A 19,376-nucleotide genomic window follows, 5' to 3' on the forward strand; every position below is an offset into this window, starting at 1 on the left:
TCCCGGGACGTCTGCGTGGCGGCGCCCCCGACCACCGGATCGCATGACGTCCCGGGGCACGCGGTGCGAACGCCGAGGGCTGAGCCTCAGCGCGCCGCCGACAACCGGTACTGCCGCACGCTCAGCGGCACGAACACCACGAGGATGAGGCCGACCCAGATCAGCGTGTAGAGCGCCGGGTGCTGCATCGACCAGGCGTCACCGACGGGGACCGAGGGGTCGTAGTTGCCGAACAGCTCGCGGCAGGCCTGGGTGAGCGTCGAGACGGGGTTCCACTCGACGAGGGTGCGGAGCACCCCGCTGAAGCTCTCGAGCGGCACGAACGCGTTCGACACGAACGTCAACGGCATGATGACGATGAACGACGCGTTGTTGATGACCTCGACGCTCGGCACCAGCAGGCCGATGTAGGCCATCACCCAGCTGATCGCGTAGGCGAACAGCAGCAGCAGCGCGAACCCGAGGAACGCGTCGACCGCACCCTCCCGGATGCGCCACCCGATGAGCAGTCCGGTGAGCGCCATGATGATCAGCGACAGCACGTTGTAGACGACGTCCGACGTGGTGCGTCCGATGAGCACGGCCGACGGCGACATCGGGAGCGAGCGGAAGCGGTCGATGATGCCCTTCTGCATGTCCTCGGCCAGGCCCGCGCCGGTGAACGTCGCGCCGAAGACGACCGTCTGGGCGAAGATGCCGCCGATGAGGAACTCGCGGTAGCCCACCCCGCCCTCCGCGCCGATCGCGCCCTCGAAGACGAACGCGAACAGCAGGATGAACATGATCGGGCTGACCAGCACGAAGACGAGCACCTCGGGCACCCGCTTGATCTTGATCAGGTTGCGCTTGGTGACCACCCAGCCGTCGCTGGCGGTGCGGGCGAGGGAGCTCATCGGCCGGCCTCCTTCTCGTCGGTCACCGCGCCGGTGAGCGACAGGAACACGTCGTCGAGGGTGGGTCGGCGGAGACCGACGTCGAGCAGCGCGATCGAGGAGCCCTCGAAGGCGTCGAGCACGCGCCGCAGGGCGGGCACCCCGTCGTCGACGGCCGCCGTGAGGGTGCGGCCCGTGTCGTCGGTCTGCACCTCGGCGCCGCCCATCGCGACCTCGGCCAGGATGGCGCGGGCACGCTCGGCGTCGCCGCGCTCCCGCAGCACCGCCTCGATGCGCTCGCCGCCCACCTGGGCCTTGAGGTCGTCGGCGGTGCCCCGGGCGATCGCCCGGCCGTGGTCGATGACGACGATGTCGTCGGCCAGCCGGTCGGCCTCCTCGAGGTACTGCGTCGTCAGCAGCAGCGTCGAACCCGCTCCGACCAGCTCGCGGATGACGTCCCACATCTCGAGGCGGCTGCGCGGGTCGAGGCCCGTCGTCGGCTCGTCGAGGATGAGCACCGGCGGGGACGCGACGAGCGCCCCGGCCAGGTCGAGGCGACGGCGCATGCCGCCGGAGTAGGTCTTCGAGGGCCGGTCCCCGGCGTCGGCCAGCGAGAACCGCTCCAGCAGCTCCCGCGCGCGCTCGCGGGCCTTGGCGCGGCCCAGCCCGTAGAGCCGGCCCACCATCTCGAGGTTCTCGAACCCGGTCAGGTGCTCGTCGACCGCGGCGTACTGCCCCGAGAGACCGATCCGGCGCCGCACCCCGTCGGGGTCGCCGACCACGTCGACGCCCGCGACCTCGGCACGGCCGCCGTCGGGCTTCAGCAGCGTCGCGATGATGCGCACCGCCGTCGTCTTCCCCGCCCCGTTGGGGCCGAGGAGGCCCAGCACCGTGCCCTCGGGCACGGCGAGGTCGAGCCCCGCGAGGGCTCGGACCTCGCCGTACCTCTTCTCCAGGCCCTCTGCTCGGATCATCTCTGCCATCGCGGTCCTTCCCCTGGGCGCCCACCACACGTGGACGTCAGGATCACAGACCCCGGTGACAGTCCTGATTCATCGGTGGATCAGGCCCAGGTCGGCACCGTCTGCGCGATGGTGCGGGGAGCACGGCCCAGCAGCGTGGCGAGGTCGTCGCTGGTGCGGCCCAGCTCGCCGTCCGCGATGTTCTGGTCCGCGGCCAGCACGAACCCGATCGTGCCCTCGTCGAGCCCGGCACCCACGAGGATCTCGCGGTAGGTGTCGGCGGGGAGCGCGGCGTACGCGACCTCGCGACCCAGCACGTCCGCGAAGACGGCGGCGAGCTCGGCGTGGGTCCACGCCTCCTGGCCGACCAGCTCGTAGGCCGCGCCGTCGTGGCCCTCGGTGGAGAGCACCACCGCGGCCGCCTCGGCGAGCTCGGCCCGCTCGACGCTGGAGACCCGACCGTCGCCCGCCGCCGCGGCGACCTGGCCGCTCTGGGCGGCCTGGCCGAAGGCGGAGAGGTAGTTCTCGGTGTACCAGCCGTTGCGGAGGAAGGTCCACGGCAGGCCGCTGGCGACGAGGAGCTCCTCGGTCGTCTTGTGCTCGGGGGCGACGACGAGCGTCGCGCTGTCCACGTTGGTCACCGAGGTGTAGACGACCCGCGCCACGCCGGCGGCCTTCGCCGCCTCCACGACGTTGCCGTGCTGCCGCGCCCGCTGGCCGACCGCGCTCGAGGAGACGAGCAGCAGCACGTCTCCCGCGGAGAGCACCGACGCGTCGACGTCGTCGTAGTCGAGCCGGGCGGTGCGTACGCCGCGGTCCGCCAGGTCCGTCAGCTTCGCCGTGTCGCGGGCGGTCGCCAGCACGTCGCCCGCCGGCACGCCGCGCTCCAGGAGCTTCTCCACCACCAGGCGTCCGAGCTGTCCGCTCGCCGCCGTCACCACGATCGCCATGTCGTTCCTCCTCGTCGTGCGCCGCCTCGTGCGGCGCTGTTCGACGGGCTCAACGGGTCCGTGGGAGAAACCCTTCCCACGGGGTGGTACTGACTTTGAAGTGGGGTACCCACCTGCGAGTAAGATGGAGGGCATGACCACCACCGGCGTCCGGCTCTCCACCCTCGACACCGGCTGCCCCGAGATGCGCCAGCTCGTCGAGCACGTGACGAGCAAGTGGGGGCTGCTGGTGCTGCTGCAGCTCGACGGTCGCACGCTGCGCTGGAGCGAGCTCAAGCGCGCCATCCCCGGGGTCAGCGAGAAGATGCTGATCCAGACGCTGCAGACGCTCGAGGTCGACGGGCTCGTGCTGCGCGAGGCCCGGCCCGTCGTGCCGCCCCACGTGGAGTACTCGCTCACCGACGCCGGCCGCGACGCCGCCGCCCTGCTCGCCCCCCTCGCCCTCTGGGCCCAGGGCCGCGTGCGGGGGGCCTGAGGGGGCCGACACTTTCCCCGGTCGACCGGGGAAAGTGTCACTTTGACCATCAGATTTGATGGTCAAAGTGACGTGTTCCCCGGTCGACCGGGAAATGTGCCGCGCCCCGGAAGCCCCGGCAGCCCCGCGGGGGTCGGGTGGTGCGCGACGCCGGCGTGCGGATCGCGCTCCCCCGCCACCGGGCCCACGTGCACCGTCGCCGCGACGAGCTTCGGCACGCCGTGGAGCAGCGCGTGCTGCGCCTCGTGGGCCAGGTCGTGCGCGGCCGCGAGGTCGAGGCCGGGGTCGGCGAGCACCGCCACCTCGGCCCGGAGCCGGTGGCCGGTCCAGCGCAGGCGGAGGTCCTCCACGCCCCGCACCCCCTCCACCGCGGTCAGCGACCGCAGCGCCGCGTCGGTCAGCTCCGGGTCGACGGCGTCGAGGAGCCGGCCCAGCACGTCGCGGGCCGCGCCCACGAGCACGACGAGGATCATCGCCGTGATGACGAGCCCGACGACGGGGTCCGCGGCGGGCACGCCGAGCACGACGCCGACGGCACCGACGAGCACGGCGAGCGACGTGAACCCGTCGGTGCGCGCGTGGTGGCCGTCGGCGACGAGCGCGGCGGAGCCGATGCGTCGGCCGGTGCGGATCCGGTAGACCGCCACCGCCTCGTTCCCCACGAACCCGATGAGGCCCGCCGCCGCCACGGCCAGCGGCGCCTCGACGGCGCGGGGGTGCAGCAACCGGTCGATGCTCTGCCAGCCGGCGACCACCGCCGAGAGCGCGATCATCGCGACCACGAAGAGCCCCGCGAGGTCCTCCGCACGGCCGAACCCGTAGGTGAACCGCCGCGTCGGTGCCCGCCGCCCGAGCACGAAGGCAATCCACAGCGGCACCGCGGTCAACGCGTCGGAGAAGTTGTGGACCGTGTCGGCCAGCAGCGCCACCGATCCCGTGAACGCGACCACCACCGCCTGCGCCAGCGCCGTCACCAGCAGCACGACGAGGCTGATCTTGAGCGTGCGGATCCCGACGGCACTGGCCTCGAGCGCCGCGTCGAGGGAGTCCGCGGGGTCGTGGCTGTGCGGTCGGAGCACGTGGGCGACCCGGGCCCGCCACCCGGGACGGGCCCGCCCGTGCCCGTGGCCGTGGCCGTGCCCGTGGCCGTGGCCCGCGCTCACCGCGCGCCCCCAGCGTGGTGCGCGGGGACGCCGCCGGCGGCGTGCTCGGCGTGGTGCAGCGCATCGACGACGAGGGTGCGGACGTGGTCGTTCGCCAGGCGGTAGAACACCTGGTTGCCCTGCCGCCGCGTCGTCACCATCCGCCCCATCCGCAGCTTCGCGAGGTGCTGCGAGACCGCCGCCTGTGGCTTGGCGACGCGCTCGGCCAGGTCGTTGACGCTGAGCTCGCCGTCGCGCAACGTCGACAGCAGCCGCACCCGGGTGGCGTCGGCCAGCAGCCGGAAGATCTCGACGGCCAGGTCGACCTCGTCGTCGGCGGGCTCCGCCGCCACCGCCCTATCTGCACGCATGCGCATATGCTAAGCCGTGGATGCTCCCGCACCAACCCCTACGGTGGCCCCATGCCTGCCGAGGTACGACGCGGCGCCGACGCCTTCCGCACCGTCACCGACGACCGCACGACGGCCCACGCCTTCTCGTTCGGGGCGCACTACGACCCGGCCAACCTCGGGTTCGGCCCGCTGGTCGTCCACAACGACGACCGCGTGGCACCCGGTGGTGGCTACCCCGACCACCCGCACACCGACGTCGAGATCGTCACCTGGGTCCTCGACGGCGCCCTCACGCACACCGACACGGGCGACCCGGCCCGCAGCAGCGCGACGCTCGGCCCCGGCACCGTCCAGGTCACCAGCGCAGGCAGCGGCATCCGGCACAGCGAGCTCGTCGACCCCGCCGCCGGACCGACCCGCTTCCTCCAGGTGTGGGTGCGTCCCGACGAGCGCGGCGCCCGACCGCGCACCTCCCGCGCCACCGTCGACCCCGCCGACCTCGCCGCCGGGCTCGTGCCCGTCGCGGGCGGGCCCGACGCGCCGCCGGTCGGCACCCGGGGAGCCACCCTGTGGATCGCGCGGCCGCGCCGCGGCGTACCCCTCCGGCTGCCCGACGCCCCCCTCCTGCACCTGTACGTCGCGCGTGGGGCCCTCGACACGCCCGCAGCGCCAGGTCTCGGGGAGGGAGATGCCTGGCGACTGCGGGACGCGGGCGAGCTCGTCGTCGTACCCCAGGACGACCGGACGGAGCTCGCCGTGTGGTCCTTCGGAGCCGCTCGCTAGCCGGACTGGTCCGCCCCGGAGGACTCGGCGGACTCCAGCCGCTCGTGCAGCCGGGCCCGCACCTCGTCGGGCGTGAGCTGCGCGCGGGCGCGTTGGTCGCGGGCAATGACGACGCCGGTCGCGGTGACGCCGGCGAGACCGGCGAGACCGAGCACCTTCCAGAGCTTCACGGACCCAGTGTGCCCGGCGGGAGGGGCAGGTCAGCCCAGCGCCGCGGGGTCCATCCACATGACCTCCCAGATCTGGCCGTCGAGGTCGCGGAACGACCAGCCGACCATCGGGCCGTTCTCCTGCGGCTCGCCCGCCGGCGAGCCCCCGAGCGCGAGCGCCTGCTCGACGAGGGCGCGGACGTCGTCGGCGCTGCCGGCGGAGAGGCAGTAGAGCGCCCCGGTGCCGCTAACGGGCGCGGTGGTGCCGTGGAACGAGTGGAAGTAGGTGTGCTCGAGGAACATCACGGACGTCAGCGAGTTGAGCTGCACCGACACGGCCCGGTCGTCGCTGAACGCCTCGTTGATCGTGAAGCCCAGGTCGCTCCAGAACGCACGGGTGGCGGCCGGGTCGGACACCGGGAGGTTGACGAAGAGCATCCGCTCGGTGGCCTGCGGCGTGGTGGTCATGGTGGGGGTCCCCTCGTGGTGCGGCCCCTCGTGGGCCGGTCGTGTGCTCCGACCGGGCGGCCGGCGCGAACTCATCGACCCCGGACCGATGAGTTCCGGGCCCCGGCGGGGTCATGATGGTCGCCCCTCCCTGCCCCACCCCCAGGAGTGCCCGGTGACCACCGACCTGACCACGGAGCTCGACGACTTCGACGCCCTGACCGCGCGCTACCGCCGTGAGCTGCTCGCGCACTGCTACCGGATGAGCGGGTCGACCCACGAGGCGGAGGACCTGGTGCAGGAGACCTTCCTCCGCGCCTGGAAGGCGTCGCGCAGCTTCGAGGGCCGCAGCTCGGTGCGCACCTGGCTCTACCGGATCGCGACGAACGTCTGCCTCACCAACCTGGAGAACAAGCCCAAGCGGCCGCTGCCCAGCGCGCTGGGCACCCCCGACGCCACGGTCGGCGAGCTCGACGCCGACCCCGAGGTGCCGTGGCTGGAGCCCGTGCCGGACGCGGCGGTCGTCGTCGCCGAGCGGGACTCGATCCGTCTCGCGTTCGTCGCTGCGCTGCAGCACCTCCCGGCCCGCCAGCGGGCCGTGCTCATCCTCCGCGACGTGCTCCGCTGGAGCGCGAAGGAGACCGCCGCCGCGCTCGAGACCTCCGTGGCCGCGGTGAACTCGGCCCTCCAGCGCGCGCACGCCCAGATGCACCAGCAGGGCCTCACCGACGAGACGGTGGCCGAGGACCTCAACCCCGCCCAGCAGCGGCTCCTCGACCGCTACGTCGACGCGTTCTGGCGCAAGGACCTCACCGAGATCGTCGACCTCCTCACCACCGAGGCGAGCTGGGAGATGCCTCCCTTCACCGGCTGGTACGTCGGCGCGGACGTCATCGCCGAGCTCATCGGCACGAAGTGCCCGGGCGGCGGTTACGACATGCCGATGGTGCGCACCGACGCCAACGGCGCGCCGGCCTTCGGTCTGTACATGCGCACCCCCGCCGGCCACTTCGAGCCCTTCCACCTGCAGGTGCTCGACCTCGACGGGGACCGCGTGCGCCACGTCAGCGCCTTCTTCGACACCCGGCTGTTCGCGACCTTCGGGCTCCCGCCACGGCTGCCGGCCGACCACGACCCGAGCACGTCGGGCACCGCAGGCACCGCGGGCACGCCGTGACCGTCGGCGACCTGGCCGTCCCGGTCGAGGTCGCCCTGCTGGAGCGTGCGCTGGCGTGGACCGGCGGCCGGCTCGCGACCGTCGAGCCGCACCACCTCGCGCTCCCGACGCCGTGCGCCGGGTGGACGCTCCAGCAGCTGCTCGCCCACATGGAGGACGGCCTCGACGCGTTCAGCGAGGCCGCCGCGGGTTTCGTCGTGCCCCTGCCGCCGGCACGGTCGCCGGAGCACCCGGTGCCGCTCGTGCCCGTGCTGCAGGCGAAGGCCTGCGCCCTGCTGGGCTCGTGGTCACGACCGACCCTCCCCGCCGTGCGCACGGGGTCGGCGCACCTGGCGGCGGGCACGCTCGTCGCCACGGCGGCCCTCGAGATCACCGTGCACGGCTGGGACGTCGCGGCCACCGTCGACGCTGCCGTCGACGCTGCCGTCGACGCTCGGCGCCCCCTGCCGCCCGAGGACCTCGCGCGGGCGCTGCTCCCGATCGCCGGCGCCGTCGTCGCGCCGCACGACCGCCCCCACCGGTTCGGCGCCCCGCTGCCGCAGGCGCCGACCGCGTCGTACGGCGCCCGGCTCGTCGGGTTCCTCGGCCGGCGGCCCTAGGCCTCGCCGCCGACAGTCCTCGGCTACCAGCCGACGAGCGCACGCACCTGGTCGGCGAGCCCGATCGGGTCGAACGGCTTGGCGATGACGCCCGCCACGGCGAGGTGCTCCCAGGGGGCCGGCTCGCCGGGCACGTTCAGCTTCGCCGTCACCAGCACGATGGGGATGTCGGCGGTCGTCGGGTCGGCGAGGAGCGTCGCCGCGGCGGCCAGGCCGTCCATCTCCGGCATCATCACGTCCATCAGCACGACGGACGGCCGGTGCTCCCGGGCCGCCGCGACGGCCTCGCGCCCGTCGGTCGCGGTGACGACCCGCCACCCGGCGAACGACGTCAGCGCCAGCTCCACGAGCAGGCGGATGTCGTCGTCGTCGTCCACGACGAGCGCGAGGGGGGAGGTCATCGACCCTGGAAGTCCGCCGCGACGTACGTCTGCGTGTCGAGCGTGCTCATCGTCGCGCCTCCGGACCGGTCGAGTATCGCCACGATACCCGCCTCCAGCTGGAGCTCGTCGCGGTTGAACGAGCACATGTCCCAGACGCAGACGGCCCTCTCGGCCCGCAGCCGCTCCACGATCGTCTCGACCATGGACTCGAAGGCGCGGTGCCGGTGGAAGCGCGGGTCGACCAGCGTGAAGCCCAGGTAGTAGACCGCGTCGCGCGCGGACTCCTCGGGGAACCGGGCGGCGTAGAACTCGGGGCTGATCCAGACGATCGCGTCGAGCTGGTTGGTGAAGGTGGAGATGCCCACGATGGCGCCGTCGGGGTCGAGCGCGACGTACTTGTCGACCCGCTCGTCCGCCATCTCCTCGGCGAACTCCTCGTGGGTGAGCACGTGGCGGGCCGCGGCCCGCACGCGCAGCGGCCCGAACGCCGCCTCGTAGAGGCCGTAGAGCCGCGCCACCTCCTCCGGCGAGGCACCCAGCGCCGAGCGGCGCTCGACCCGCACGGCGACCCGTCCCGCCCCGCTCACCACGCCGCGCCCCAGCCCCGCGCCTCGTACGCCGCGACCACGACCGCGCAGACGGGGAGGTCGTCGCAGTGCACGCCCACGATCTCCTGGTGGATCTCCTCCAGGGGGATCCCGCGACGCTTCGCCATATCGGTGAGCGTCAGGCGGATGAGCTCCTCGACGGACTCCTTGCTCCCGCCGTGGTGCTCGACGAAGTAGCCGCCCTCCGCACCCGCGTGGGTCCACCCGATGCCGGCCCACGCGGACGCGCCGCGCAGCTCGGCGTGGGCCACGGACAGCACGCAGTAGAGCCGGTCGCCGTGCGTGGCCGCGAACGGGCTGTGGTCACCGCGGCGGATCTCCGCGCTCGGCGGCACGACCGACGAGAGCGGGATCAGGTTGAGGTCGCCCACGCCCGCGGCGTGCAGCGCGTCGTCGAAGGCCGACAGCGGGGTCTGGCCGGTGCCGGTCGCCGACCGGACCGAGATGACCAGGGGCGCTCCCTCTCGGCTCGGGGCTGGGGGGGCGTCGTCGTGGGGACTCACTTCACTCCTCGGTGCTCGTGCTCGACGCAGCCGGCGCTGCGTCGCTGCCGTCGGCACCGGTGCCGGCGGCCCGAGGGAGGGTAAACCAGAAGCTGGTGCCGACCCCGACCTCGCTGGTGACCCAGATCCGGCCGTTCATCTGGTGGACGATCTCGCGGGTGATGGCGAGCCCGAGCCCCATGCCGCCCTCGCGGCGTATGTCGGAGGAGTCGACCTGGCGGAAGCGCTCGAAGATCGCCTCGATCTGGTCGTCGGGGATGCCCCGACCCTGGTCGTGGACGCCCACCACGACCTCGTCGCCGGTCCCGTCGGCCGTGATCCTGACCTCGGTGCCGGGCTCCGAGAACTTCAACGCGTTGCCCACGAGGTTGGTGACCACCTGGCCGAAGCGGCCCGCGTCGGCGACCACGACCGAGTCGTCCGACGCCGAGGAGATCCTGATGCAGCGGGCGTCGGCGAGTGCGTCGACAGCGCCGAGCCCGTCGGCGATCAGGGCGTCGACCCGGTGCGGGACGATCTGCATCGGCATCTGGCCGGAGCTCAGGCGCTCGACGTCGAGGATGTCGTTGACGAGCCGGCCGAGACGCTCGGAGTTCTCGCTGGCCATGCGGAGCAGGCGCGGTCCGGGCACGGGGAGCGGTCCGGCGACCCCGTCGTCCAGCATCTGCAGGCTGCCCTGGATCGCGGTGAGCGGGGTGCGCAGCTCGTGGCCCACCACCGAGAGGAACTGGCGCTTCATCCGCTCCACCTCACGACGCTGCGTCGCGTCGCGGAAGGCCACGACGGCGCCGCTCACGGACCCGTCGTCCTCGAGGATCGGACTGGCGGTGATCTCGACCTCGAGACGCGCGGCGTCGCCCCGCACGTAGACGTCGTCCTCCGACGCCGTCGTCCTCCCGAGCTGGATGGCCTCGGTGATGTAGCAGGCCGCGAGGGGGTCGGCGGTGCCCTCGAGGTCGGTGTGGAACAGCGTGTGCGCGTGGGTGGTGCGGTCGAGCTCGCCCCCCAGCCGGAGCATGTCGCGCGCCGAGCGGTTCATCAGCGTGATCCGACCCTCCCGGTCCACCGCGTAGATGCCGTCGCCGACGCTGTCGATGAGGGCGCTGCGCTCGCGCAGGAGGTGGCGGAGGTCGGCGGTCTGGGCGTCGACCGTGCGCTCGAGCCCGCGGCGGAGCGAGTGGTTCTCGCTGATGAGGAGCATCTGTCGCGCCGCCGCGGCCACCACGAGCAGGAGCCAGAGCAGGCCCGTGCCGGTGCGGACGTCGCGGGGGACGCCGGCGACGATCTGGATGACGCCGGCGAAGAGGATGATGGCGAAGACCGCTCCGGTGCTGGCGATGCCGCCGGGCCGCTGGCGCCGCCCGCCGCGCCCGGCCCGGCCGGGGACCGCGGTGGCGACCGCGATCATCAGGTAGCCGAGGATCCACCCCAGGTCGGTCCAGGTCCCGAAGGTGTAGGCGCCCTCCGCGTCGAGCACCGCGTAGTGCAGGTCGCCGGTGGCGTAGCCGAAGAAGCCGACCATCAGCAGCGCGAGCGCCGGACGGTCCGCCTCGCCGGCGCGGAGCAGCTGGCTCGCCGCCGCGGTCACGACGATGACGTCGAGCACCGGGATCACGAGCACGACGGCGCGCTCCAGCCCGCCGCCCTCGGTGGAGGCGAGGAGCTGGGAGTAGACGAGCGCGCTGGCGATGATGAGGGCGGCGCAGCCGCCGACCACCCCGTCGAGGATCCGCGTCGTCGCCTCGACGCGGGAGAGCGTCTCCTGGGGGAAGCGGAGGATGCCGGCGATGGCGATGAGGAGGGCGATGCCGACGGTGGCGTCGACCGCGGGCCCGCCGAGGGAGCCGCCGACCAGCAACGCCACGACGCCGTTGCCGGCGGCAGCGGTCGTGGCGGCGACGGCCAGCATCGTCCAGGCTCGACGCCGGGGACCGGTGCTCCTGGACGCCCGGAGGGCACAGCCGATCGCGGCGGCGACGCCGGCGGCCAGCAGGAAGACGGTGGCGATGCTCGGGTGGGGATCACCGGTGCTCAGCATGACCACGGCGGTCAGGGCGAAGGCACCCAGCGCGACGAGACCCGCCACGTGCCCACGAGAAATGCCCACAGCCGGCCGCCCCTCAGTCCCGCCCCGTGGGCACATGGTGACACGGGGGACGCACCCGCGTGATGGAGTGGGGGTGTGCGCACCCCGTTGCCGGACTACCTGACCGAGGTGCTGGAGGTCTGCGGCACCGACTCCAGCGGCGAGCTGGCCGCCTACATCCCGGAGCTCGCCTCCGCCGATCCCGATCGGCTCGCGCTGGGTCTGTGCACCGTCGACGGCACGGGCTACACCGTGGGCGACGGTGCCGTGCGGTTCTCCATCCAGTCCATCTCGAAGCCCTTCGCCTACGCGCTGGCCCTCGCCGACCTCGGCCTCGACGCCGTGCTGGAGAAGGTCGGCGTCGAGCCCTCGGGGGAGGCCTTCAACGAGATGTCCCTCGAGGAGGACTCCGGCCGCCCGCTCAACCCGATGATCAACGCGGGTGCGATCACCGTGCACGCACTGGTGGGCATGGACCGGGTACGGCGCGGGTTCGCCGCCTTCGCCGGCCGCGAGCTCGAGGTGGACGAGGCGGTGAGCTCCTCCGAGCTCGCCACCGCCGACCGCAACCGCGCCATCGCCTACATGCTGCGCAACCACGGCATCGTCGAGGACGACCCGCAGCAGGTCGTCGCGGGCTACACGGAGCAGTGCTCGCTGCTCGTCGACGTCACCGACCTGGCCGCGATGGCCGCGACGCTGGCCAACGGCGGCACCCAGCCGGTGACGGGCGAGGAGGTCGTGCCCCGGTGGGTGGCCCGCCAGGTGCTGAGCGTGATGGCGACCTGCGGGATGTACGACGCCGCCGGCGACTGGTTCACCACCGTCGGCATCCCCGCGAAGTCGGGGGTCTCCGGCGGGCTCATCGGCTCGCTGCCGGGGCGGGCCGGGCTCGCCGTGCTCTCCCCGCGGCTCGACAAGCACGGCAACTCGGTCCGCGGCGTGCAGGTCTTCGAGCGGCTCTCGGCCGACATGGGGATGCACCTCATGGAGGTGCCGCCCCCCGCCCGCTCCCTGGTGCGCGAGCGGGCTCCCCTCCCCACGGGCGAGGGCCACGGCGAGGTGTTCGAGCTGCAGGGGTCGGTCGACTTCGTCGGCATGGAGCGCTTGCTCCGCGAGCTCGCCGACGAGGCCCCGAGCGAGTCGGCCGTCGTGCTCGACCTGACGCGGGTCCACGAGGTGCGCGACGTCGGGCGGCGGATGCTGCTCGAGGGCGCCCGTCGGTTGAGCCTCGACGGCCACCACGTCGAGTTCGTCGACCCCGACGGCATGCTCGCCGCCTTCCCCGACGGGGACTCCGGCCCGGGCGAGGGCGACGCCGACGGCGACGGCCGCCCCGACGGCGCCGAGTCGGCCGCCGACGATCCCCTCGTCGACGTGGGGGACGGGATCCAGGCGCGGGTGCGGCGGCGCCGGTAGGCAGTCCGGCCCCGTTGGGCAAACCGGCCCCTCCCGTGCCGCCCCTCCTCGTGTAACGCGGTGTTCGTGCTACTGGTGCGGTGGTCGACCACTGCTCCAGTAGCCCGGACACCGCGTTACACCGGGGCCGGACGACTCCGCCTGCAAGGATGCGACCCGTGGACGCCTACAGCCTCACCCTCCGGGGCGCGGTCGACCTCACGCGCACGGGCGACCTGTGGCTCTTCCGGGGCCGTTCGGGCGCGGACCGCGCGATCCGGGCGGTCACCAACGCCCCGGTCAACCACGTCGGCATGGCCGTCGTGCTCGAGGACATGCCGCCCCTCATGTGGCACGCCGAGCTCGGCAAGGGCCTCCTCGACGTGTGGACGGGCAGCCACCACCGCGGGGTCCAGCTCCACGACCTGCGGGAGGCGGTCGAGCAGTGGTGCGGCCGCTACGAGCAGCACGCCTGGCTCCGCCAGCTCGACGTGCCGGGGGCGGGCGAGAGCGGCGTGACGCCCGAGATGGAGGCGGCGGTGCTGCGCACCATCGCGCGGCTCGACGGCACCCCGTTCCCCGCCACGGCGGCGCTGGCCGGCCGCTGGGCACGCGGCCGACTGCGGCGGGCGGCCCGGGTGGAGGAGACCTACTGCGCCGAGGTGGTGGCCGCGACGTACCAGGCCATGGGGCTCCTCGACGGCGAGCGCCCGACGAACTACTACGACCCCGGCAAGTTCTGGTCGGGCGACCACCTCGACCTGCAGCAGGGCGCGACCCTGGGCACGGAGATCGCCGTCCTGGTCTGATCCGACGACCCAGGTTTGACCTGCCCCGCTCCCCGGGCACCACGGTGGCCACGTCTCACTCTCGGGGGTAGGGCATGACCACGATGGATCCGGCCGCGGTGCGCGCCGGCTGGCAGCACGGCACGGCCGCGAAGGACGAGATCGACCAGGCGCGCGCCCACACCGGTGCGGCGGCGGGCGCGAGCACCGGGCCGTTCGCGCCCACGCTGGAGTTCGCGGCGGCCCAGGTCGACGGCGCGCTGGCGACGGCATCGGCGGTGCTGGCGGAGTTCGACCGCAACGTCGAGAGCTGCATCGCCGACTTCCAGGCCACGGACGGCGCGTCGGCCGGCACGTTCAACGAGCTGGGGGCCGAGGGATGAGCGACTTCTTCGGCGACGTCGTCGCGGAACTCCGCAGCATCCTCGCCCGTCTGCAGGACATCGACTTCTGGCCGCCGTGGGACCTCGCCGGCGAGATCGTCGACCTCGTCGCGAGCGCCGTGAACGTGGCAGTCAACCCGCCCGACCCGTCGCCCGACGCCGTCGAGGACGCCCGCGCCGCGTGGCGCCAGGTCGACCAGCGCACCGACGGCGCCGTCGACGACCTCGAGGCCGTGCCCGGCGCCGTACCCGCCACCGCGTGGGAGGGCGAGTCCGCGAGCGCCTTCCGCTCGTCCGTGCGCGAGGCGCGCCAGCGGATCGCGACGATCGCGGAGGCGACGGCCGCGATCGACCCCGCCCTCGTCACCCTCGGCGAGGCGATGGGCGAGGCGCGGGCGAAGCACGCGGACGCCCGGGCGCGACTGACCCCGCACCTGTCGATCAGCTGGGGCAACCTGACGCCCTGGGGCCTGGTCGACCTGCTGCGCGGCATCGTCGGCGACGTGGTCGCGGCGGTGGAGGACCTCGTCGGCGCCTACGAGGACGCCGCGGCAGCGCTCACGACCGCCGACCAGGTGATCCGCACGGCGGTCGACGGCATCGAGCTCCCCGCGCACCTGCCGTCGGGGGTCAGCCCGGTCGACGTGGTCAACGCCTGGGACGACGACCGCGGCCCGCTGGGGGGCTACACGCTGGAGGCGTACGACGACGCGTACGCCGCGCTCACCCCGCAGGAGCGGGCAGCGGTGGACGCCGCGCTCGCCGCCGCCGACAGCGACCTCGAGCGCGCCCACATCCTCCAGGCCGTCGCGAGCGGGATGAGCGGCACGACCCTGGCGAACTACGTCGAGCAGCTGGCGACGATGTCGCGCGAGGAGATCGAGGCGCTCGACCCGCTCGCGAACGCCACGCGCACCTACGACCCGACGACGGGCCAGTACACGTCGCCGTACCAGCAGCCCGACAGCACGACGTGCGGCTCCTCGACGCTGGTGATGTCGCGGATGCTCAACGACCCGGCGTACGCCCTGTGGATGCAGACCGGCTACGACCCCGCCACGGGGGAGACCGACGGACGCAGCCCGGCCGACCGCTTCGCCGACGAGGCGCTGGCGATGCACGACCGCACCAACGGCCTCCTCGACCGCGACGGCAACCCCCAGCTGCCCTACCCGCAGCAGATCGGGACCTGGCCGTGGAACCTCGCCAACGAGATGAACGCCGGTGACGGCTCGGGGGTGCCGGGGGCGGAGTACGGCGTGGACATCGTCGACCCGGACCGCCCCGACTCCACCTACGACGCGATCCAGCACGCCAGCGAGGACGGCCACGCCGTGCCGTTCTACGTCGGCGACGACCACATCGCCCGGCACATCGTGCTCGTCACCGGCACCGACGGCGACGCCCTCGAGCTCTACGACCCCGCCTCGGGCGACACCTACACGGTCACCCGCCAGCGGTTCGCCGACGGCGAGCTCGACGTGGCGGGCTGGGACCAGGCCTGGTTCGGCGTGGTCCCGACCGGATGAGGCCTCGCACCGGCGCCGCCGCGGCCGGCGGGCTCCTGCTCCTCACGGGCGCGCTGGCGGGCTGCTCGTGGGGCTCGGGCGCGACGTACCCCGACGCCACCGACCTCGACCGCGCCGTCGCCGTGTGGCAGGACCCGTGGGTGGCGCCGACGATCGTCGGCACGGCGGCCCCCACGTCCGGCCCCGACGCCGCCGAGCGCCTCGTGGGCACGCGACTGACGTCGTGGGGTACGCCGGACCTCACCACCGCGCTCGCCGCGGAGGTCGCCGGGGGCCTGGCCGCCGGGTGGACCCTCCACGCGGTGGACTGCACCGCCGGGACCGCCTACCTCGTCGCCGGTCTCGTGGACGGCGAGCCGTCCGAGCTCGACACCGTGCGCTCGGCGCTGGTGCAGGCACGGGAGGACGGCGCCGGCACGACGGTGACCGTCGAGGTGCTCGTGCCCCACCACCGCGACGGCTCGTGGCCCGCTCCCCCGCGGGCGGTCGCGCCGGCGGACACGTGCCTCGGCGGGGACACGACGGGCGCGACGGAGTCCTCGGCGCCCGCCACCGGCGTCCCGCCCGCCGGCCCCTTCGTGGACCCGCCCGGCGAGGACAGCGGCATCCTCGACGGCGACGAGGCGGAGGGCGACCCCGATGTCGAGCGCCCGGAGTGGCCACGCACCGAGGCCTCCGACGCGACCCGCGCCCTCGTCGCGGACGTCGCCGCCGACGGCTGGGTGGCCGGGCTCGACGCGCCGCTGGAGCTGCCGCGGTCGAGCGACCGCGACTGGGAGCGCGACGCCCCCCAGGTCACCGCGGTGCTCCCCGAGGTCACCGGTGCCACCGCCGCCGAGCGGCTCCGCTCCGTGCTGGCCGAGGTCGCGACCGCCGGCGACGGCTGGGAGCCGACCTACGTGACGTGCGACCCGAGCGACCCCGCGGCTCCGGCGGCGGCGTCGCTGCGCCGTACCTCGGCGGCCGGCACGGCCACCCTCACCCTCACCGCGCTCGGCGCGACCCCCGACGTGCGCGCCGACGTCGTGCTGCCGGTGGACGGGTGGGAGGCCGGGGAGGCGTACGTCGCGGGCCTGGCCGACCTGCCCGCCGTCGACCCGGCAGCGTGCGGGGGCACCGGCCCGGTGCGCGAGGGCACCCCCGCCGTGCTGCCGATGCGGCTCTGGCCGGCGACGTCCTGAGGCGGATCCGCGTCGTCGGGAACACGCTGGGCCGCTGCGTGTTGGGCACTGGGTACGGACGATCCCGACGACCCCAGGAGCAACCTGTGTCCTCCTCGCACGACGCCCTCGACCTCGGCCCGCTGACCCTCGGCGGCAACGTCTTCGGCTGGACCGCCGACCGCGACGCCTCGTTCGCGGTGCTCGACGCCTGGCTGGAGGCCGGCGGGCGCTCGATCGACACGGCCGACATGTACCCCCAGTGGGTCGACGGCCGCTCCATCGGCGACTCCGAGCGGATCATCGGCGACTGGGTGGCCGACCGCGGCGTGCGCGACCAGGTCGTCATCGCCACGAAGGTCGGCCAGGGCGACGGCCGCGAGGGGCTCGCCCCCGCCAACGTCCGCCGCGCGCTCGAGGAGTCGCTCGAGCGGCTCCGCACGGACCGTGTGGACCTCTACTACGCGCACGTGGACGACGAGTCGGTCCCGCAGGAGGAGTACGTCGCGGCCTTCGGCGCCCTCGTCGCCGAGGGCAAGGCGCTCCACCTCGGCGCCTCGAACTTCGCGCCCGCCCGGCTCCGGTCCGCGGTGGCCGTCGCCGCCGACCAGGGCGTCACCGCATTCACCGTGAGCCAGGACCGCTGGAACCTCCTCGCCCGCGAGATCGAGGCCGAGCTCGTGCCGACGCTCGCGGACCTGGGGATCAGCGAGTCGCCGTACTCCGCCCTGGCCAGCGGCTTCCTCACCGGCAAGTACACCCCCGGAGCCACCGTCGACTCCCCGCGCGCCGGCACCGCGGCCGGGTACGCCGAGAAGCCCGGCGCCGACCGGGTCCTCGCCGCCCAGCGGGAGATCGCCGCGGCCCACGGCGTCACGCCGACCGCCGTCGCGCTGGCCTGGCTGCGGGCCCAGCCGGTCGTCTCCGCGCCGATCGCGAGCGCCCGCAGCGTCGAGCAGCTGCCCGCCCTGGTCGAGGCGATGACGCTCGAGCTGAGCGCGGACGAGGTCGCCGCCCTCACCGTCTGAGGCTCGTGGCCCCAGCGCGCCGTTTTCCGTGGCGCTGGGGCCACGACCCGCCGGAGCGGGAAGCACGAAGGGCCCCGGTCGTCGACCGGGGCCCTTCGTCTCACGTGCGCGAGGGGGGAGTTGAACCCCCACGCCCTTTCGGGCACACGGACCTGAACCGTGCGCGTCTGCCTATTCCGCCACTCGCGCGTGATGCCGGTGAAAGGTATCCCAGGCCCCCACCGATCCCCAAACCGAGCACACGGCCCGATCAGGCCCCACCGCCGTGGGAGACGTCGTCGCCACCCCGCCATGGTTACGATCGGCACCACCCGCCACCGAGCGCGGGGGCGGCTGCGTGCCCGCACGCCGCGAGCAGACCGACGGACGACGAGTGGTCCCGCCCGACGGGCGTGGTGGAGGAGGTGGGTGATGAGCGGAGGCTTCCAGCGTTTCGAGAGCCGTCTGGAGTCCATGATCTCCGGCGTGTTCGCCCGTGCCTTCCGCAGCGCCGTCCAGCCCGTCGAGATCTCGGCGGCGCTGCAGCGCGAGGTCGACAACAACGCCCAGATCCTGAGCCGCGACCGGCGTCTCGTGCCCAACGACTTCCACGTCGAGCTCTCGCGCACCGACCTGGACCGGCTGGGCCCCTACGCGACGACGCTGTCGCAGGAGATGGCCGACAGCCTCCGCGACCACGCCGACGCGCAGTCCTACGTGTTCCCGGGGCCGGTGCAGATCAGCTTCGAGGTCGCCGAGGACCTGCCCACCGGGCGCCTCCGCGTGCGGAGCCGCGCCCAGGCGAAGGTCACGAGCAACGCGACGAACACGCAGGTGGGTCGCGCGACGGCGTACCTCGAGATCAACGGCACCCGGCACCCCCTCACCCCGCCCGGTGCGGTGGTGGGGCGTGGCACCGACGCCGACGTGCGCATCAACGACCCGGGCGTGAGCCGTCGCCACATCGAGTTCCGGGTGGGCAGCAGCCAGCACGGCGGGCCCCTCCAGGTGTCGGTGGTGGACCTCGGGTCGACCAACGGCATGCTGGTCGACGGCCAGAAGGTGGCGCAGTCGCCGCTGGACGACGGCTCGGTGGTGCGGATCGGCAACACGACGATGACGGTGCGTCTGGTGGCGGAGGGAGCCCGATGAGCGAGCTGACCCTGTTCCTGCTGCGGTGCGGCTACCTGGCGATCCTCTGGATCTTCGTGCTGGCCGCGGTCTCGGTGGTGCGCGCCGACATGTTCGGCACCCGCGTGCCGGCGACGGCGAAGACGAAGTCCGGACCGAAGGGCAAGGCGCCGAAGCAGCCGCCGCCGCGGCGACGGGGGGCGCCCACCCACGTCATCGTCGTGCAGGGCGTGAACGCGGGGGCGCGGGCCGAGCTCGACGGTCGCCCCATCCTCATCGGCCGCGGCAACGACGCGGCCATCCGGCTCGACGACGACTACGTCTCGACGCGCCACGCCCGGATCGCGCAGTCGGGCGACCAGTGGTTCGTCGAGGACCTGGGGTCCACCAACGGCACCTACGTCGGCACCGCCCGCATCTCGCAGCCGACCACCCTCACGCTCGGCGCCCAGGTGCGGATCGGCAAGACCATTCTCGAGCTGAGGAAGTAG

At 73.8% G+C, this 19,376-nt stretch carries 23 protein-coding genes and 1 tRNA gene; 12 read left to right on the forward strand and 12 right to left on the reverse strand.

All coding sequences use genetic code 11. The features are described 5' to 3' along the window. Positions 1-86: 86 nt before the first annotated feature. The 3 genes from G3T38_RS06825 to G3T38_RS06835 form a co-directional block, all read right to left on the reverse strand. Positions 87-893: an ABC transporter permease gene (locus G3T38_RS06825; RefSeq protein ID WP_163771366.1), complete on the reverse strand. Its 807-nt coding sequence runs from the start codon at positions 891-893 to the stop codon at positions 87-89. Next, on the reverse strand, positions 890-1,855 hold the full coding sequence (locus G3T38_RS06830) for an ATP-binding cassette domain-containing protein (protein ID WP_163771367.1): 966 nt from the start codon (positions 1,853-1,855) through the stop codon (positions 890-892). The genes G3T38_RS06825 and G3T38_RS06830 overlap by 4 nt, the downstream gene beginning before the upstream one ends. Before the next feature lie 80 nt (positions 1,856-1,935). Then, positions 1,936-2,784 (reverse strand): SDR family oxidoreductase, encoded by an 849-nt coding sequence (locus G3T38_RS06835; protein WP_163771368.1) that lies wholly within the window; start codon positions 2,782-2,784, stop codon positions 1,936-1,938. A 133-nt stretch (positions 2,785-2,917) separates the two neighbouring features. Here G3T38_RS06835 and G3T38_RS06840 point away from each other — a divergent pair, with 133 nt between their 5' ends. Next, the gene (locus G3T38_RS06840; RefSeq protein ID WP_163771369.1) at positions 2,918-3,259 is read left to right on the forward strand and encodes a winged helix-turn-helix transcriptional regulator; all 342 of its coding nucleotides are present in this window, start codon (positions 2,918-2,920) and stop codon (positions 3,257-3,259) included. A 62-nt stretch (positions 3,260-3,321) separates the two neighbouring features. On the opposite strand, the gene G3T38_RS06845 is transcribed toward G3T38_RS06840, so the two are convergent. Both G3T38_RS06845 and G3T38_RS06850 read right to left on the reverse strand, forming a co-directional pair. Next, positions 3,322-4,422: a cation diffusion facilitator family transporter gene (locus G3T38_RS06845; protein WP_163771370.1), complete on the reverse strand. Its 1,101-nt coding sequence runs from the start codon at positions 4,420-4,422 to the stop codon at positions 3,322-3,324. Continuing rightward, the gene (locus tag G3T38_RS06850; RefSeq protein ID WP_163771371.1) at positions 4,419-4,772 is read right to left on the reverse strand and encodes an ArsR/SmtB family transcription factor; all 354 of its coding nucleotides are present in this window, start codon (positions 4,770-4,772) and stop codon (positions 4,419-4,421) included. Before G3T38_RS06850 ends, G3T38_RS06845 begins: the two co-directional genes overlap by 4 nt. A 51-nt stretch (positions 4,773-4,823) precedes the next feature. Between G3T38_RS06850 and G3T38_RS06855 the strand changes: the two genes are divergently transcribed. Then, the gene (locus G3T38_RS06855) at positions 4,824-5,537 is read left to right on the forward strand and encodes a pirin family protein (RefSeq protein WP_163771372.1); all 714 of its coding nucleotides are present in this window, start codon (positions 4,824-4,826) and stop codon (positions 5,535-5,537) included. Here G3T38_RS06855 and G3T38_RS20870 read toward each other — a convergent pair. Continuing rightward, entirely contained in the window at positions 5,534-5,707 is a 174-nt protein-coding gene (locus G3T38_RS20870; RefSeq protein ID WP_174267726.1) for a hypothetical protein, read from the reverse strand. The two genes, G3T38_RS06855 and G3T38_RS20870, sit on opposite strands and share 4 nt — an antisense overlap. Before the next feature lie 30 nt (positions 5,708-5,737). Further along, a complete protein-coding gene (locus tag G3T38_RS06860; protein ID WP_163771373.1) occupies positions 5,738-6,154 on the reverse strand; it encodes a VOC family protein in 417 nt (138 codons plus the stop codon). Positions 6,155-6,308: 154 nt separating this feature from the next. On the opposite strand from G3T38_RS06860, the gene G3T38_RS06865 reads away from it, so the two are divergent. Both G3T38_RS06865 and G3T38_RS06870 read left to right on the forward strand, forming a co-directional pair. Next, a complete protein-coding gene (locus G3T38_RS06865; RefSeq protein WP_338037503.1) occupies positions 6,309-7,310 on the forward strand; it encodes a sigma-70 family RNA polymerase sigma factor in 1,002 nt (333 codons plus the stop codon). Further along, positions 7,307-7,909 carry a maleylpyruvate isomerase N-terminal domain-containing protein gene (locus tag G3T38_RS06870; protein ID WP_163771375.1) on the forward strand — a complete coding sequence of 201 codons (603 nt, stop codon included), beginning with the start codon at positions 7,307-7,309 and terminating at the stop codon, positions 7,907-7,909. Before G3T38_RS06865 ends, G3T38_RS06870 begins: the two co-directional genes overlap by 4 nt. A gap of 23 nt (positions 7,910-7,932) precedes the next feature. Here the strand turns inward: G3T38_RS06870 and G3T38_RS06875 are convergent, their stop codons facing one another. From G3T38_RS06875 to G3T38_RS22530, 4 genes are read right to left on the reverse strand one after another with little or no spacing between them, the layout of a single operon-like run. Continuing rightward, positions 7,933-8,310, reverse strand: a complete 378-nt coding sequence (locus tag G3T38_RS06875) for a response regulator (RefSeq protein WP_163771376.1) — start codon at positions 8,308-8,310, stop codon at positions 7,933-7,935. Next, positions 8,307-8,879, reverse strand: coding sequence for a hypothetical protein (locus G3T38_RS06880; protein WP_163771377.1), 573 nt, complete (start codon positions 8,877-8,879; stop codon positions 8,307-8,309). The genes G3T38_RS06875 and G3T38_RS06880 overlap by 4 nt, the downstream gene beginning before the upstream one ends. After that, complete coding sequence (locus G3T38_RS06885; RefSeq protein ID WP_206675811.1) at positions 8,876-9,403, reverse strand: pyruvoyl-dependent arginine decarboxylase; 528 nt, start codon at positions 9,401-9,403, stop codon at positions 8,876-8,878. Before G3T38_RS06885 ends, G3T38_RS06880 begins: the two co-directional genes overlap by 4 nt. A 1-nt stretch (position 9,404) precedes the next feature. Continuing rightward, the gene (locus G3T38_RS22530) at positions 9,405-11,489 is read right to left on the reverse strand and encodes an ATP-binding protein (RefSeq protein ID WP_163771378.1); all 2,085 of its coding nucleotides are present in this window, start codon (positions 11,487-11,489) and stop codon (positions 9,405-9,407) included. 96 nt (positions 11,490-11,585) lie between these two features. Here G3T38_RS22530 and G3T38_RS06895 point away from each other — a divergent pair, with 96 nt between their 5' ends. The 6 genes from G3T38_RS06895 (at position 11,586) to G3T38_RS06920 (ending at position 17,775) form a co-directional block, all read left to right on the forward strand. Next, complete coding sequence (locus G3T38_RS06895; protein ID WP_163771379.1) at positions 11,586-12,908, forward strand: glutaminase; 1,323 nt, start codon at positions 11,586-11,588, stop codon at positions 12,906-12,908. 158 nt (positions 12,909-13,066) lie between these two features. Beyond that, complete coding sequence (locus G3T38_RS06900; RefSeq protein ID WP_338037504.1) at positions 13,067-13,696, forward strand: hypothetical protein; 630 nt, start codon at positions 13,067-13,069, stop codon at positions 13,694-13,696. 74 nt (positions 13,697-13,770) lie between these two features. Next, entirely contained in the window at positions 13,771-14,058 is a 288-nt protein-coding gene (locus tag G3T38_RS06905) for a hypothetical protein (RefSeq protein ID WP_163771381.1), read from the forward strand. After that, positions 14,055-15,587 carry a WXG100 family type VII secretion target gene (locus tag G3T38_RS06910; RefSeq protein WP_163771382.1) on the forward strand — a complete coding sequence of 511 codons (1,533 nt, stop codon included), beginning with the start codon at positions 14,055-14,057 and terminating at the stop codon, positions 15,585-15,587. Before G3T38_RS06905 ends, G3T38_RS06910 begins: the two co-directional genes overlap by 4 nt. Continuing rightward, positions 15,584-16,768, forward strand: a complete 1,185-nt coding sequence (locus G3T38_RS06915) for a hypothetical protein (protein WP_163771383.1) — start codon at positions 15,584-15,586, stop codon at positions 16,766-16,768. Before G3T38_RS06910 ends, G3T38_RS06915 begins: the two co-directional genes overlap by 4 nt. Positions 16,769-16,854: 86 nt before the next feature. Then, positions 16,855-17,775: an aldo/keto reductase gene (locus tag G3T38_RS06920; RefSeq protein ID WP_163771384.1), complete on the forward strand. Its 921-nt coding sequence runs from the start codon at positions 16,855-16,857 to the stop codon at positions 17,773-17,775. 105 nt (positions 17,776-17,880) lie between these two features. Here G3T38_RS06920 and G3T38_RS06925 read toward each other — a convergent pair. After that, a tRNA-Leu gene (locus G3T38_RS06925) sits at positions 17,881-17,964 on the reverse strand. A 222-nt stretch (positions 17,965-18,186) separates the two neighbouring features. Here G3T38_RS06925 and G3T38_RS06930 point away from each other — a divergent pair. Together G3T38_RS06930 and G3T38_RS06935 are read left to right on the forward strand one after the other, a co-directional pair. Beyond that, positions 18,187-18,906 (forward strand): FhaA domain-containing protein, encoded by a 720-nt coding sequence (locus tag G3T38_RS06930; protein WP_163771385.1) that lies wholly within the window; start codon positions 18,187-18,189, stop codon positions 18,904-18,906. Beyond that, positions 18,903-19,376, forward strand: coding sequence for an FHA domain-containing protein FhaB/FipA (locus tag G3T38_RS06935; RefSeq protein ID WP_163771386.1), 474 nt, complete (start codon positions 18,903-18,905; stop codon positions 19,374-19,376). The genes G3T38_RS06930 and G3T38_RS06935 overlap by 4 nt, the downstream gene beginning before the upstream one ends.

This window comes from Nocardioides zeae (genome assembly GCF_010686755.1).
Classification (GTDB): Bacteria; Actinomycetota; Actinomycetes; order Propionibacteriales; family Nocardioidaceae; genus Nocardioides; species Nocardioides zeae.

What these genes read in the sequence shown, in the direction of transcription:
- G3T38_RS06825 (WP_163771366.1), bottom strand. Translation starts at nt 893, where the DNA reads ATGAGCTCCCTCGCCCGCACCGCCAGCGACGGCTGGGTGGTCACCAAG.
- G3T38_RS06830 (WP_163771367.1), bottom strand. Translation starts at nt 1,855, where the DNA reads ATGGCAGAGATGATCCGAGCAGAGGGCCTGGAGAAGAGGTACGGCGAG.
- G3T38_RS06835 (WP_163771368.1), bottom strand. Translation starts at nt 2,784, where the DNA reads ATGGCGATCGTGGTGACGGCGGCGAGCGGACAGCTCGGACGCCTGGTG.
- G3T38_RS06840 (WP_163771369.1), top strand. Translation starts at nt 2,918, where the DNA reads ATGACCACCACCGGCGTCCGGCTCTCCACCCTCGACACCGGCTGCCCC.
- G3T38_RS06850 (WP_163771371.1), bottom strand. Translation starts at nt 4,772, where the DNA reads ATGCGTGCAGATAGGGCGGTGGCGGCGGAGCCCGCCGACGACGAGGTC.
- G3T38_RS06855 (WP_163771372.1), top strand. Translation starts at nt 4,824, where the DNA reads ATGCCTGCCGAGGTACGACGCGGCGCCGACGCCTTCCGCACCGTCACC.
- G3T38_RS06860 (WP_163771373.1), bottom strand. Translation starts at nt 6,154, where the DNA reads ATGACCACCACGCCGCAGGCCACCGAGCGGATGCTCTTCGTCAACCTC.
- G3T38_RS06875 (WP_163771376.1), bottom strand. Translation starts at nt 8,310, where the DNA reads ATGACCTCCCCCCTCGCGCTCGTCGTGGACGACGACGACGACATCCGC.
- G3T38_RS06905 (WP_163771381.1), top strand. Translation starts at nt 13,771, where the DNA reads ATGACCACGATGGATCCGGCCGCGGTGCGCGCCGGCTGGCAGCACGGC.
- G3T38_RS06910 (WP_163771382.1), top strand. Translation starts at nt 14,055, where the DNA reads ATGAGCGACTTCTTCGGCGACGTCGTCGCGGAACTCCGCAGCATCCTC.
- G3T38_RS06915 (WP_163771383.1), top strand. Translation starts at nt 15,584, where the DNA reads ATGAGGCCTCGCACCGGCGCCGCCGCGGCCGGCGGGCTCCTGCTCCTC.
- G3T38_RS06930 (WP_163771385.1), top strand. Translation starts at nt 18,187, where the DNA reads ATGAGCGGAGGCTTCCAGCGTTTCGAGAGCCGTCTGGAGTCCATGATC.
- G3T38_RS06935 (WP_163771386.1), top strand. Translation starts at nt 18,903, where the DNA reads ATGAGCGAGCTGACCCTGTTCCTGCTGCGGTGCGGCTACCTGGCGATC.